This window comes from Oscillatoria sp. CS-180, assembly GCF_028330965.1.
Taxonomy (GTDB): Bacteria; Cyanobacteriota; Cyanobacteriia; order Phormidesmidales; family Phormidesmidaceae; genus Halomicronema.
Genome location: NZ_JAQMUB010000034.1, coordinates 1 through 14,664, shown reverse-complemented (window position 1 = coordinate 14,664; position 14,664 = coordinate 1). Strand labels below are relative to the sequence as shown.

The following is a 14,664-nucleotide window of genomic DNA, read 5'->3' as shown; positions in this document are numbered from 1 at the left end:
TGCTATCAAAAAACATGGTCGTCGAGCCAAGAGTCTTTTTCGCTTAGGATTCGATTATCTTCGACAGCTCTTGCTCAATCCCTCTCCACTCTTTGAAGATGACTTTCGCCACACGTTGAAACTTTTGTCCTGTACTTAGGGTCGGCGGTTGTCCAGCGAACGCGATTTGGGGTGATGGTCATGGCGATCGCCTCTCCTACAAAACGGCTATTTATACTTTAGCTAAGCGGTCTTACGAAATTACTGACCGATAGTGCGATCGCTGTGGGCGACATAGGCGCCATTAACAACGTGCCCTAGCAGCGTTACCTGATTATTAGCCGGTAAAACATAGGCTTTTTCAAATTTGGCGTCATTGAGATAGCTAACGTTGCCACGGATATAAACTACCAGCACTCCGTGTTGAGGCGAGATAGCCCGTAACGCATCAATTTGTTCTCTAACGAGCTGTTCACTTGCTTCGACAAGCACCCCTTTGTGGAGCTGAACGACTTTCTCATTGGGAGTCTTCATCCAGTTTTGGCAGTCGAGTACGACAACATCCGCTTCAGAGAGTCGTCTGACCTCCTCTAAGCGGCTACAAAAAGAAACCTGCCGAAATCCTCGATTTTTGAGGGACAGACATTCTGCTGTTTCCGCTTGCCCTCCGGGCAAATAGTAGTTGACCAAGGTTTGCCCGACGACACGTTCGGTACGAGCGCTCATTTCCCAATATCGAAATTCTTCCCTCACACGTTGTTGAATATGCGCATCGAGTTCTTGGCGGACTATTTCGCTGGCAACTTTTTTGGCATCCTCTAAATTGTTTTTGAAGAACCAAGTCAGAAGTGCACCCACAATACCCAAGAAGCCCAGAAAGGCACTATTTATCTTGAGAATAAAGTCAATCTGCTTAGTGAGCAATTCAGCATCTGCGGTGCTAGATTGACCGGAAGCAGGCGGGAGAGAAACGGCGAAGAAAATTACTCCAATCACCAGCACAATCAACAAAGAGAGCAGGAGCCATTTGCCGGTTGCAAGTTGAGAAAGCCGGTCGAGTTGCCGCGATCGCATACGTTTAATTCAGAAATATAGGCTTCCACGTGATCGTACAGCAGCTAAAAGATATCAGTAGGCAATCTTTGAAAAGGGCAGCAGTCTTGGCTTTATCCGAATACAGCAGGGAACCACGGTAAACAAGGAGCAGAGTCGTTGTTGGGTCGAAGCGTAGCCTCAAATATGATCCAGAGGTGAAGCGCCCCACCTATGCCCAAGTAGGCATTCAGAGTATTGGTGATCGACTTAACCGGTCAAAAGATGCATATGTTCCAATGAGTTGTTCTAGCCAGTAAAGTTTTTGAGGAAATCGACGATCGCCCTGCCAATCTCCTCATTTCCCTGCTGGCTCAATCGTTGGTTGGTTCGTGGGGGCACCGGGGCGTCTTTAAGAAAATCCCAGGAGCCTTCAGCGAACTCTTTGGGTGTCATGACCTGATGATAGCTGTGGTCTTTGAGGGCGTTGACGAGGACTGGGCCTTCGGCGAAGTCGTCGCGGGTGACGGTGACGATGGGGATATCTAAACGACAGGCTTCTGAAAAGGTGCTGAAACCAGGCTTGGAGACGACTCGATCGCACAATGGCATAAAGTCCACAGGTCTTAGGGCAAGATCGCTCACCTTGCAAAGGTTAGGTAAGTCTGGAGCGGCTCGATCAAAGGTGATGAACTGCCAGTCTGAGAAACGTTTCAGGTTTTCATAGGGGATTTTAGCGAGACCAAGACCGCCGAAGGTGAGCAGGATGGTTTTCGCTCTGGGGGCTGAGAGCTGGAAGCGCGATCGCAATTCATCCTCTGACAGCTTTGGTGTGCCGCCTGTAAGACCCACATCGGTAATGCTGGGAAAGGCGCTCATGGGTTCATGAAAAGGTAGGCGGAAGAGGCGATCGCATTGAGCAAAGCAGTCGGCAATCCAATCCGCAATTTCAATGAATTCGCCACCCCAAGGTCGGTAGATGAAGTCCCAGCCGAAGTTGCTCATCATCCAGCAGGGAATTCTGACCGTTTTAGCGACTTTAGCTGCTAAGGGAGGAATATCCGCCAGAACTAGACCCACGTTAGCCGCTTTCAGGAAAGCGGCCTCAGTTTCAACTAACACGGCTTCCTTTTGCTGAATCTCTTGGAGAGCTGCCAAGGTTGCAGTTTTGTCCATCGTCAGACTGTCTGGCTGAATGACGCCGATATCCAAAGCAATTTCCCGATGGGTGAAGGATTCGGAAAAGTAGCTTTCTAATAGCCAGCGGGGCGCCGTTGTCGCCAGGATGATATCAATGTCGGGAGCTAATTGTTTAACCGTGGCGGCAACGGAAGTAGCGCGGGTGGTGTGCCCAAAGCCGTGATTGGTAATTGAGACGTACAGCGATCGCTTTCCCATAATCAGATTTTTCCTATTGTCGTCACCGCCGTTTCAAATGGCTCAGAGTTTGGAGGGTTTCTCGAAACCAATATCCACCGTCGAACATTTTGATGCACAATCCCTTGTAGATACCGAAACCTCTCACGGAATAATTGAAATCAGTTCTTCAGCGCGTAGACAAGAATCCGCATTAGCGGTTCTAGATCTTCAGGGACTCGATAGCTTTCCAGCCCTTGTTCGAAGTGCTTACTGACTCGGTTGAGGCGGGCAAATTCCCAAAACTTACCTGTCGTTACAGCACCTATCAGGATGGGTTGTTCAGGCGTGCGTTTCCACTGATCGAGAGCAATTATTTCGGAGACCAATTGAGTCATGCCATAGTCTAAATCCTGACGCTTTGCTTCAATAACGAGGAGTTCGTTCTGACTGCTCAGCAAGTAATCTAGAAGACTCTGTAATTGATTCGTGACAACAATGGGATATTCAATCCGGAGTCGCGCCTTGGTGTAATGCACCACCTCCGTGACAACAGGGGCAATCAAGATTTCCCGCCGCGAGGTCTCATTGGACAAATCAACATAGGGTAGAATCTCTTCGATTCGCGATCGCAGGTTCTCCAAACGATTCAAACTATCCGAGTATTGGGGCAAGTTCAGCTTGGTTCGACTCAAGCTGTAGCCGAACTCCATTGCAAGTTCATCGGCAGGCAGCTTGAGGTCGAAAAACTTGCTGAAGGTATACGTCTGATCGGGTTTCAGGAGTTCCATAAAATTGTCTCTCATCGCAATATTGCCTTCTGCATTACAGACGCAATAGCCTGATAAGCAGATCGCCAGAAGTATCGTTCAGAAAGGGATTGGCAGCACCGAGTTCCTTATCTCTAACCGTCTTTGGTTTTATCTAACGACAGCCGACTTATCAGTATGTTAGGTCTGTCTGAGATCTTGCACTAGTACATCGGCATCCTGTATTTGCCCCCAAATCCCCCAATTCTGGGGGACTTCGACCTCAGAACCTCCCAAATTTGGGGGGCAGGGGGGCCAAGTCAGGCAATGTCGGGACAACTGCAAGATCTGAGTCTGTCCTAAACGGTCAGTAGAAGGCTCATGTGGCAAGCGTAGTGCAGAGAGCTAGCTGACTCATTATTTTGCTGAACTTTAGGAAGCTGCTAGGGCGTCTAAATTCTTCTAACTTCAACCACCGAATAGCTTGAAAACAAAAGACCCGCTCCTTTCAGAACGAGTCTTTCAGTCATCTCAGAGGCCAACAATATTTAGATCTGAGCAAGCAGCTGCTCTTTTTCAGGAACAGTTGTGTACTCGGAAACAATGCGACGGAACTCATCGCCGTCAATGCTTTCCTTCTCAATCAGAAGATCGACCAGACGGTCAATAACGGACCGATTGTCCTGAATGATCTGCTTGGTCTCGTCGTAGCAGGTATCCACAATATTGCGAACCTGTACGTCAATGCGAGAGGCAATATTCTCGGAGTACTCTGAACGATTCATCCAATCCCGCCCCAAGAAGACTTCCCCTTGAGAGCCTTCCAAGGAAAGGGGACCCAAGTCAGACATCCCAAAGCGAGTCACCATCTGACGCGCCATGCCAGTCACTTGCTGTAGGTCGTTACCAGCACCTGTGGTTACTTCGGCGTCACCAAAGATGACATCTTCAGCGGCACGACCGCCTAATGCTCCTTTGATTCGAGCTAAAATCTGAGACCGAGAAATCAGAGTTTGATCCTCGCTCGGCATAAACCAAGTCAAACCTTGAGCTTGTCCACGAGGAATTAGCGTCACTTTCTGAACTGGATCATGGTCCTTTACCAAGGTGCCCACGATCGCATGGCCAACCTCGTGATAGGCAATCAATCGCTTGCTCTTGCTGTCTACCAAAGGTGTGCCTTCCATCCCTGCAACAACGCGATCTACCGCATCGTCAATCTCAGTCATGGTAATAGCGTCTTTGCGGCGACGAGCGGTCAAAATGGCCGCTTCATTGAGCAAGTTCGCCAAATCAGCTCCGGTAAAACCAGGTGTTCTGCGAGCGATCGCATCGAGAGAGACTTCCTCAGAAAGCTTCTTGTTGCGAGCGTGAACGTCCAGAATTTCCAAACGCCCCTTGATATCTGGCGGATCAACTGAAATCTGGCGGTCAAAGCGACCAGGACGCAGCAGCGCAGAGTCCAGAACGTCAACTCGGTTGGTGGCCGCAATGACAATGATGCCAGTGTTGCCCTCAAATCCATCCATCTCAGTCAGCAGCTGGTTGAGTGTCTGCTCCCGCTCGTCGTTGCCACCGCCAATGCCCGCGCCACGCTGACGACCTACGGCGTCGATCTCATCAATGAAGATGATGCAGGGAGCACTCTCTTTAGCCTTCTTGAACAAGTCGCGAACACGAGAGGCACCGACCCCAACGAACATCTCCACAAACTCAGAACCCGAGATGGAGAAGAAAGGAACGCCGGCTTCGCCTGCGATCGCCTTTGCCAACAGTGTTTTACCGGTTCCTGGAGGACCTACCAATAGCACACCTTTGGGAATGCGTGCGCCCACTGCCGTGAAACGCTCAGGCTTTTTCAAGAAGGTCACAACTTCTTGCAGCTCTTCCTTCGCTTCCTCGATCCCAGCGACGTCATCAAATACAACGCCAGTTTTAGCCTCCATCATGAAGCGAGCCTTCGATTTACCAAAGTTCATCGCCTGCCCAGGACCACCTGGCACATTATTGGAGCGACGGAAGAGGAAAAAGAGACCTCCAATCAGCAAAAAGGGAAATAGTAGATTTCCCAGAATGCCCCAGACAGCTCCAGTACTACGAGGTGGATGAGAATCTAAGCTGACATTGGCATCCTTCAAACGAGTGACCAGCTCAGGCGTATTGCCAGGAAGATCAACTCTCCAACGCTGTACCCGATTGTCTAGCTGAGGATCAACTGCTTCAACGATGGCGGTTCGACCACCGTCGTAAAGATCAACAGCCATGACCCGGCCTGCTCCCAAATAGTCGAGAAAACGACCATAGGTCATTCGGGTGCTAGCTGTGTTCTGCCCTGCGTTCATTGCGTTGCCCGAGAACGCACCCTGCCAGAAGAAAAATCCGACAACCAGAATGGGTAGCGCCCACAATAGGACAACTCTCCAAGAAAGTTTCATAACCAGTTGGCCTCTAAAGCGTCGTTAAACGTCAAAAATCTCAAACCTCTAAAGTGTGAGCCTGTGAAAGACACCGTTTCTCTAAACAAAACTTTAGTGAACTGTTTAAGTCATTGGCCTGCCCAGAAAATTCTCTGAGCAGCCAAAAGTATGAGTGATGTTAATTAAATTTAACGTAATTCTTGAAGACTGATCAAATCTTGTGTCAAGACATAACGCAGAGTGAACGTGGACGCTGATACAAGCCATTCGTTTAGAAAATTGTGCTAGGGCAATTCACCCATGCGTTTTCGTGTTAACCGAACAAGTCCAATTGCCTAAATAGAATTCGAGTTTATTTTTACGGTGAGATATCAACACAATAGCAAATTGGTACTTGCCTACCTCTCATAAACTTCCTGTTACCAATGCCTACCGTCTGGCATAGGATTCGCGCTAAGGTGTCGATGTAAATCTTTCTCGCGCATGATGTCCGTGATTAAGTCCCGCTGTCCCGTTCCTCCAGAGCAGCTGCCAATCAATCAATACGAAGACATGCGCGATTCCTGGTTCTACAGCTGGGGTGGCCGTTCCTTCGGAGGCTATCTCAAACCAGTCGTCATGCTTTGGGTCATCAGCTGGATCATTTCGGGTCCTATTGTTGCGGCTAGCTTTAAACCTGGACGATATCCTCTACCGTTTGTGCTGTTGGCTTCTGCAGGAGCGCTAACGATGCCCATGTTGGCCCTGGCCCAGTTATATGTCGGCTGGCTTCATGTTGGGCAGCGTTTGCAGCAAGACGCAGTGCCCTATGAAGAGTCTGGCTGGTATGACGGTCAGGTTTGGCAAAAACCTGAAGATGTGCTGAATCGCGATCGCCTCATCATGGACTATCAAGTCAAACCCATATTACAGAAAGTAAGAAATACGTTGGGTGCTTTGCTAGGGCTTGGAGTAGGATTAGTCACAGTTTGGCAGTTTCTATAAGCCATTGAGTTTATGACCTCTCTATGTAAGAGTCTTAGCCATGACTAGGGCTAAGCGTTATCAATCGGCTGAACTGGAAGTTCAGCTTCTCAGGGAAGGGATTATCGAATCTGTGCATGTTGCCCATGCCGTGGTTTGTGATAGCCGTGGGCGTATGCTGTCTGTAGCCGGCAATGCTGAAACAGCGACCTTTATTCGCTCTTCCCTCAAACCTTTTCAAGCACTTGCCGTTGCGGCTTCAGGCACTCTGGAGCGATATGGATTAGACGATCGCGACTTGGCGATTATGTGTGCTTCCCACCGAGGCCACATGGAACAAGTTAGGCAAGCTTTTCATATTCTCTGGAAAGCAGAGCTTGAGCCTAGCCAGCTTCAATGCCCCATTCCTCACGGCGGCAAAAGTCCATTAGAGCATAACTGCTCTGGTAAACACGCTGGCATGCTGGCGGTTTGCCAACAGCGCAACTGGCCACTAGAAAGCTACCTGCATCGCAACCATCCTCTACAGATTTTTATCTTGCAGACGATGGCTGAACTGCTAGGCATGCCCGCGGATGAATTCATTGGTGCTCACGATGACTGTGGTGCACCAACTTATCTGATGCCTTTAAATCAGATGGCAACGCTGTTCGCCAAGCTTGCCTCGGGTGACAATTTAGAGATGGAGCGCATCGTTCGCGCTATGACTCATCATCCCGAATTAGTTGCAGGTCCCGAAGCGTTTGATACGGAGTTGATGCGGCTGACAGAAGGAGCTTTAGTCAGCAAATCGGGTGCTGAAGGAATTCAGTGTATTGGTCGGGTAGGCCAAGGTATGGGGCTAGCCATCAAGATTCTTGATGGGGCTAAGCGGGCTAAGTACGCAGCGGCTATTCATTTGCTGAAACAACTGGGCTGGTTGACGCCAGACGTGTCTGAAGAGCTATCTGACAAGTACATGATCCTAAGCGAATACAAGCGCTTGGATATTCAAGGCGATCTAGATTTGATGTAGTGGGTGGACACGGCTAAAAATGTAGCTTTTGGAGCAGTTGATGCTGCGGTGCGTCAGCAATTACTTCTAGAAGCCTTATGATGTCAGCATTGCTGCGCCCATTTCAATTTATAGCTGGGGGTTGAAACCCATTCTATTAAAGGATTTGAGCGCTCTAAATGATGACAGCGCCTAAAGGGGACCAATAAAACCTTTGCAGGTGTTGGCTTCCCTTTAGACAAAACCAACTTCTACAAAGCACTAAATGAGTTGCGTTAGTATCTCTCTGTCCAATATTTCCGAAAAGAAACCAAATTTCTCTTGGATTTAATTGTTGAATCTGAACATTATTCGTTATAGTGGATAAGCCGTCGCGGGGTAGAGCAGTCTGGTAGCTCGTCGGGCTCATAACCCGAAGGTCCATGGTTCAAATCCATGCCCCGCCACCAAATCGCTGAAAGGCCGTCACTAGCTAAAGTGACGGCCTTTTGTGGTTTATGGGCTACAAACTACCTTCCCAAAGAAATTAGTTAGCGGGGACTGAACGAACTACCTCAGAGCGACTCTGAAGGAGTTGGATGATAGAACGTTTCTCCAGCAGTCCTAATAAAGTGCCGTTGTCGCGAATCACAGCCAAAACAGGCAGCTTCTTTTCCTCGATTAACTTCACAACGTCTAGGAGTGATTGATCCGAGCTGACTGTAGGCAGTGATGCTTGTGGAGTCATAACAGTACTAACTGGGGTGCTGGCCCAGCGATCGCGAGGCACATCCTGCAGCGCGTCTAGGGTTACAGTTCCAACGAGCTGCCCGGTTTCATCAACAACCCAGTATTTATGCCACCTACCAGATGAATCTAGGAGGATATTGTCTGCAAAAGAGCGCAGTGATGTGTGACTCGCAACAATAGGGCTATTAGTTGTCAAAGCATCCTCAGCAGTTAGACCATCCAAACGCTGCTGCACAGTCGCTGATTGGGCAGAGCGATTGGCATTGCTCAGTAGAAACCAACCAACCACAAGGGTCCACACGCTGCCGAAAGAGCTAATACCCAAGATTGAGGCGGCACCCAAACCGATTCCGAGCCAACCAATGACCTGTCCAGCTCGGCTAGCAAAAGCTACCCCTTTGTAAGGATTGCCCGTAGCCTGCCAAACAATAGACTTGAGTACGTTGCCACCATCCAAAGGCAATCCTGGCAGTAGGTTGAAAAGCCCTAACGCTAGGTTGATGTAGGCTAACAGAGAGACGATCGCACCCACCGGGCCACTGAGCGACAACACCCGCCCTGCTGTAAATAGCGTGAGAAAGAGTACTAGGCTGATAGCAGGACCTGCGATCGCAACCTTAAAAGCACCACTTGGACTTTCAGACTCCTTCTCAAGAGCAGCTAAGCCACCAAACAGAAAAAGTGTGATGGAGTTCACCCCAATTCCTTGCTGCATCGCCGCAAAGCTATGACCCAGTTCATGGGCTAACACTGAACCAAAGAGCAGCAGCGCCGAGACCAATCCCAACAGCCATGGCGTTGTTCCTGGCAAGGCTGGAAAAGCCATTGCCAATCCACTGCCGTAATCCCAAGTGATGAGGGCTAAGACCAAAAACCAGGATACGTTCACATAGAAGGGAATCCCGAATAGGCTGCCCGCCCGCAAGTTGCCATTCATATGAGGCACCTCAAAAACTGTATACGCAGTCTGACTACTCTCGAAGTCATTCCGCTTAATGACTCAAGTGTAACGAAAGGTTAACGGGCGTCTCATTCATGAGGGGCTGTAAAGACCGAAAGGAATAGTACGGGTTTCCTTGAAGGATTAGACAGGACAGTCCAGCCCATGTCTTTAAGACAATCGATCTCCTACTTTTCCTGCTGTCTCAATTCCACAGCGCCTTAAAGATGTGCTACAGCGATGTGCAAATGCAATAAGATCACTCCACTCCCCACTTCCCACTTCCCTCCTGACTCCCCATTCCCCGCCCCACTCCCTCTAAACTGCACTCAAGCACATGAGCCAGACTATAAGCGCTACAGAAATCGGGTGTAATCCTGACTGAGATAGAGTGCGCGCTCGGCATCACGACGACGCTCTAACCCAGCTAGGCGCTGTCCACCGGCGAAGACCCATCGCAAGAATTCGTTTGCGGCTCCAGCAAAATCACCAGCGTTATGTTTTCGCAGCAGGGTTGAATCCCGATAGGCTCCTAGACCCACATTGAACGAGAAGGACACCATTGCAGAAAACTGATCTGAATTAGTGTTGATGGTAAGGGCGTCTTCAACGCCTTGTTCAAAAAGATTCAAATCCCGTTGCAGGATGCGCTCGGCTTCGGCTTCGGTTATCGTCATGCCGGGATACACGTCCGGCTGTCCTGCCATGGAGGTGTGACCGTAGCCAATGGTCCACACGCCAACAGAATCCTGGTAGGCCCTCAGTTCAAGCCCCTCAAAATCTTTGACAATCCGTAGCCCGTCGGCATTGATGCTAGTGTTTGACTTTGTTGGAGGCAGAGGCTGGGCAGGGGCGGGAGGCGGTTCAGAGTATCCCGTACCGATGGAAAAGACCATTGCCGTAGGGGCATCAGCACGAGTGAGCCAGGTTTCAAGGGCCGAGAGGTCTAGGACTCGTTCTTTAGGGTTTGTGACGGATGGGGATTTGGGAATACGATCAATCCAGTACCCGCCATCCATCAAATAAATCGCCTCGTCAGTTTCTTTAATCCAAGTGCCCATCGTGATGCCTCCTTAATAGCCGTAGTCCCACCGAGCCCCATACCCCCGCATATCAATGTGGGTAAAGACGGTGGAACTCGCCAGTCCGCCACGATTCCCCCACCACGGATTCAAGTCAGCATAAACATCGTAGGGGTGAACGCCGGGAACAACGAAATCGACCGCATCTCCAGCCATATGACGGGATTGAGAGGCTCCGCCGATCGCAGCATTGGTTTCTGGATCACGATACCAAGAGGTAATTTGAATGGGCTTGTTGGCATATCGGCGTTGAATGTCTTCCATCACTTTTGCCATATCTAGAATGTTGTAGACGACGTTGGCATTCTCTGGACGTCTGTAAAATCCGGTTTCCGCATCGGCATGGAGCGCCTGTCCCCAGGTGAAATGGCCGCGATCGCCGTACTGTGTCTCGAAATAAATGGGATCATTGGAGAAGTAAGTTCCTTCGAAGCCAGGAAACTGAAGCGGTACGCCTCTATCCGTAGGACTGGATACGTCTCGATTGCGGCTATCGGGGTCATATAGGTTATCACCAATGCTGGATCCCAGGATGCGGATATCTGGAATGAAACAGTACCAGGTATTTCGGTTCTGCGGCCCTAGAAAAGCACCCTGCAAGGCAACTCTGATGTGTAGATTCTCAGGCTGACTGTAGGATTGCACCCAAAAAATCGTTTTATTTCTAACAAAGACTTTGTCACTGTCAGCGAGGTCAATGGACTGAACAGGTCGGGCTTTAAACAACGTGTCACTGATGACTTGAAGGACTTGATGCTGTCCTCTAATTCGGATGTCTGGTGCAAAGGCGTACCAGGGTCTGGTTTTATCAAGATTGGGGATTGTGTTAGCGAGTTGAATTTTCGTGTGGTTGCCTGCGGCAGGTTCGTAAGCAAAGAGCATCAGCTGTGTTCCGTTACCGACAAATTTCTTAGCTGATGCCGGTAAATCAATAGAGAGCTTTGGCTCATGTTTGAACAACGTATCGCTGATCACAGTGAGCCGAATAGCGGTAATAAGTTCGACGTGGGGAGCGAATACGTACCAACTCGTGGTCTGACGATCGCCTACCGTCGGCTCAAGCAATTCCACCAGCCAGTGGTTTTGGCCTACGTCTGTGTAGTACTCAATGTCAAACGTTTGACCGTTTCGAACCTGAACCTTGTCCTGATCGCTCAGCTGGCTAGAGTTCTTGAGCGATCGCTTAAAAAAGGTATCGCCAATAATCTTGATCCGCATACCGTCATGCTCCGGCGCACCCGATTCACTGGGACGTGACTCAGGCATAGGAGGCACAGGCTGAGGATCGGTTGCAGGGATGGGGGCAGGTTCCGGTGCACCGGTGCCAACGGAGACGGTCATCCTCCGGGGTTTGTCTGCTCGCCGAAACCAAGCTTTTAGCGCTTCAATGTTGGCGATTTGCTCCTTGGGATTGGTGGTCGATGGTCGCTTAGGTATGGAATCGATGTAATAACCGCCATCCATTAGATAAAGGGCTTTGTCCGTTTCCTTGATCCAGGTTCCCATGGTGCTCGTGTCCTCACGCAAACTGTCTCACGCGATCGCCCCGTCCCCAGAAGAGACTCTGCTAACAATAGCTTTGGCCTGATGATTTGAGACCTCCAATAGGCGATCGTCTCAAATAAAGGAAATCAGGCTCGCAGTTTGGTCCTAGCTGGACTGACTGTTGCTATCGCAACGCTGCGTGAGACTGTCCTATTATGTCCTTGCCTGACAAAAGCAGAACTGCCATACGGCAAAATAGTCAGGGATTAGCCATCTTTTCGATGAATTGGGTGTCTACTGTCCTTGTGAATCCTGCCTCTTAAACGAGAGCGCGTCCTTCAGCGGCTCCAAAAGCTGCATAGTGTAGGAAGCCAGACGGCAAGTTCCCCTGCTCAACAGCCGCCGCGACATCAGGATTCGCGTTCAGATAGGTCTCATTACTGAATAGACTGCTGGGGTTACGCCCTTCAATTGCGCCAAGCTGAGCAAAGTGGGCAAAACCATCAACAAATGCTCCCGCTTCAATAGCACTTGCAACATCAGGATTCTGAGCCAGGTAGAAATCCTCTTGGAACAGCGAGAATTCGGGTAAGCGTCCTTCTGGTGCGCCCGCTTCCACATAATGCTCAAAGCCGCTGCCGAAGTCACCGGCCTGCACCGCCGCATCAACGTCGGGATGAAGCGCTAAGTATTCGGCTTCGTTAAACAACTGACCTGGATTGCGCCCCTCTAGATGACCAGCAAGGAGGAAATGTTGCAGTCCGCTGTCTATCAAGCCGTCATTAACCGCATTGGCAACATCGGCGTTCGCGGCCAGGTACCCTTGTTCGCTAAACAAAGGATTACTGTTGCGTCCCTCCGCCAAACCAAATTGAACGAAATGGTCGAATCCAGAACTAAACAATCCGCTATCGACAGCGACGACGACATCAGGATTTTGATTGAGGTAGTAGCCCTCATCGAAGAAATGACCCAGATTGATGCCGCCAACTTCTACTGGGGTATAGGGAATGTCGCCGACGAGCGGACGAATAACTTGTCGCGATAGCTCGAAGCTCAAAAAACTATTGGCTGATTCTAGCGATCGCCGGCCAAATATGACATAGCTCTCTCCAGCCTCTTGGTCATTGCTGGATTCGGCATCAGGAGCCCCAATAATCAAGTCATCAATCCCATCGCCATTGATATCTCCCGCCGCACTAACCGAACGTCCAGAGAAGTCAAAAGCATCGATACCGGTGATCGCAAAGCCATTACTGCCGTTCAGCGTTGCCAAATCCAGGCGCGCACCAAAGCCTACCTCGGAGCCAAACACCACGTAGCTTTCGCCAGCAGACCGATTGCCGTTAGGGCTAACACGGTAGGCCCCAATAACCAGATCAGCGAAGCCGTCATCGTTGATATCCCCTGCTCTGCTCACCGAAAATCCAGAGCCGCCCCCCGGACTAACGCCATCGATCACAAAACCATTGCTGCCGTTAAGGGTCGTAAGATTGAGCCGGGCCTCAAAGCCTTCATCTGTGCCAAACACCACATAGCTTTCGCCAGCATTATTGGGGCCAGCACCAGGGGCCCCAATAATCAGATCGTTAATCCCGTCACCATTGATATCACCTGCTCCGCTCACCGAAAATCCAGAGCGGTCAGCCCGGTCGACGCCGGCGATCGCAAAACCATTGCTGCCGTTAAGGGCCGCAAGATCAAGTCGGGCCTCAAAGCCTTCATCTGTGCCAAATACGACGTAGCTTTCACCCGATCGGTTGCCGTTAGAGTCAGCTCGGTCGGCCCCAACAATCAGGTCGTCAATCCCGTCGCCGTTAACATCGCCGGCTCCACTGACCGAACCTCCAGAGAAGTCTGCAGCACCACTGCCCTCAAGCACAAAGCCATTATTGCCGTCAAGGGTTGCAAGATTTAGGCGATCGCTAAAGCCGGTATTAGAACCAAACACCACATAGCTCTCTCCAGCATAGGTTTTACCGTTAGCGTTGGTATTAGGAGCCCCGATAATCAGGTCATCAATACCGTCGCCGTTGACATCGCCCGCTCCGCTGACCGAAGCTCCAGAGAGGTCAGCAACACTGACACCATCGAGAATAAAGCCGTTGCTGCCATTCAGTGTTGCGAGATTGAATTGGGCATCAAAGCCAGCATCCGTACCAAAGACGACGTAGCTTTCTCCGGTTTGGTTATTTCTACCAGAAGCCCCAATAATCAGGTCGTCAACTCCGTCACCGTTGATATCTCCTGCCGCACTCACAGAAACTCCAGAGAAGTCCTCAGCAGCAATGCCATTAATGACAAAGCCATTGCTGCCATTGAGGGTCGAGAGATCAAATTGAGCATTAAAACTGGTATTCGAGCCAAACACCACATAGCTTGCGCCAGCAGTATTGTCAGCGCCGGGAGCCCCAATAATGAAGTCGTCAATCCCGTCACCGTTGACATCGCCTGCTTCACTGACTGAATTTCCTAAGGAGTCGTCCGCATCGATGCCGTTGAGAACAAAGCCGTTGCTGCCATCCAGGGCAGATAAATTGAGAACTGGCAAAAAGGTCATGATTCTTTTCTATACGCAATCTAAGTCAGAGACTGTTGGTGCTGTATAAGAGTCAGGGCGTGTAAATTTACCGAAGGCATTCCATCCTGACTCTTGTTCCCCAAGTTCCGTCGCGAGAAGAAATTCCTGCTGGGGGGCGCACTCAACCTCTCGAAGATAGGCTGCTGCTCTCTGTCCTCCCCACCCACACATGGTCATTATCTAAGAGGGGATCATCCTCACCCAGTTGGGTCACCCGATTGCACACCCAACCCTCCAATAGGGCCACGGGAAGCATAGCTCCTGTGCTTGTGTTTTATAGCTATCGCCAGTTCCGTTCAGACAAGACGGCAAACCATCTGATTATGGGCTTGGGCACCCAATAGCATCTGGGTGCCC

Annotated in this window: 10 protein-coding genes, 1 tRNA gene and 1 pseudogene; 4 read left to right on the top strand and 8 right to left on the bottom strand. The window is 50.2% G+C overall.

What is annotated here, in order from left to right; genetic code table 11:
• Positions 1 to 139: pseudogene (locus PN498_RS08355) on the top strand (IS4 family transposase); the annotation flags it as partial.
• A 101-nt stretch (positions 140 to 240) separates the two neighbouring features.
• On the opposite strand, the gene PN498_RS08350 reads toward PN498_RS08355, so the two are convergent.
• The 4 genes from PN498_RS08350 to ftsH2 all read right to left on the bottom strand — a co-directional run bounded on the left by PN498_RS08350 (position 241) and on the right by ftsH2 (position 5,551).
• Positions 241 to 1,053 (bottom strand): hypothetical protein, encoded by an 813-nt coding sequence (locus PN498_RS08350; RefSeq protein ID WP_272062271.1) that lies wholly within the window; start codon positions 1,051 to 1,053, stop codon positions 241 to 243.
• Positions 1,054 to 1,320: 267 nt separating this feature from the next.
• A complete protein-coding gene (locus PN498_RS08345; protein WP_272062270.1) occupies positions 1,321 to 2,409 on the bottom strand; it encodes a glycosyl transferase in 1,089 nt (362 codons plus the stop codon).
• Positions 2,410 to 2,549: 140 nt separating this feature from the next.
• Positions 2,550 to 3,158, bottom strand: a complete 609-nt coding sequence (locus tag PN498_RS08340) for a hypothetical protein (RefSeq protein ID WP_272062269.1) — start codon at positions 3,156 to 3,158, stop codon at positions 2,550 to 2,552.
• 506 nt (positions 3,159 to 3,664) lie between these two features.
• Positions 3,665 to 5,551 (bottom strand): ATP-dependent zinc metalloprotease FtsH2, encoded by a 1,887-nt coding sequence (ftsH2, locus tag PN498_RS08335; protein WP_272062268.1) that lies wholly within the window; start codon positions 5,549 to 5,551, stop codon positions 3,665 to 3,667.
• 465 nt (positions 5,552 to 6,016) lie between these two features.
• Between ftsH2 and PN498_RS08330 the strand changes: the two genes are divergently transcribed.
• The 3 genes from PN498_RS08330 to PN498_RS08320 all read left to right on the top strand — a co-directional run bounded on the left by PN498_RS08330 (position 6,017) and on the right by PN498_RS08320 (position 7,939).
• Complete coding sequence (locus tag PN498_RS08330; protein WP_272062267.1) at positions 6,017 to 6,517, top strand: CGLD27 family protein; 501 nt, start codon at positions 6,017 to 6,019, stop codon at positions 6,515 to 6,517.
• 40 nt (positions 6,518 to 6,557) lie between these two features.
• Positions 6,558 to 7,511, top strand: coding sequence for an asparaginase (locus PN498_RS08325; protein ID WP_272062266.1), 954 nt, complete (start codon positions 6,558 to 6,560; stop codon positions 7,509 to 7,511).
• 351 nt (positions 7,512 to 7,862) lie between these two features.
• Positions 7,863 to 7,939, top strand: a tRNA-Met gene (locus PN498_RS08320).
• A gap of 77 nt (positions 7,940 to 8,016) precedes the next feature.
• Here PN498_RS08320 and PN498_RS08315 read toward each other — a convergent pair.
• The 4 genes from PN498_RS08315 to PN498_RS08300 all read right to left on the bottom strand — a co-directional run bounded on the left by PN498_RS08315 (position 8,017) and on the right by PN498_RS08300 (position 14,286).
• The gene (locus PN498_RS08315) at positions 8,017 to 9,156 is read right to left on the bottom strand and encodes a site-2 protease family protein (protein ID WP_272062265.1); all 1,140 of its coding nucleotides are present in this window, start codon (positions 9,154 to 9,156) and stop codon (positions 8,017 to 8,019) included.
• 359 nt (positions 9,157 to 9,515) lie between these two features.
• The gene (locus tag PN498_RS08310; protein ID WP_272062264.1) at positions 9,516 to 10,220 is read right to left on the bottom strand and encodes a lysozyme; all 705 of its coding nucleotides are present in this window, start codon (positions 10,218 to 10,220) and stop codon (positions 9,516 to 9,518) included.
• A gap of 12 nt (positions 10,221 to 10,232) precedes the next feature.
• Positions 10,233 to 11,747, bottom strand: a complete 1,515-nt coding sequence (locus PN498_RS08305; RefSeq protein WP_272062263.1) for a D-Ala-D-Ala carboxypeptidase family metallohydrolase — start codon at positions 11,745 to 11,747, stop codon at positions 10,233 to 10,235.
• Between the two features lie 298 nt (positions 11,748 to 12,045).
• The gene (locus PN498_RS08300; RefSeq protein WP_272062262.1) at positions 12,046 to 14,286 is read right to left on the bottom strand and encodes a hypothetical protein; all 2,241 of its coding nucleotides are present in this window, start codon (positions 14,284 to 14,286) and stop codon (positions 12,046 to 12,048) included.
• Positions 14,287 to 14,664: the final 378 nt, after the last annotated feature.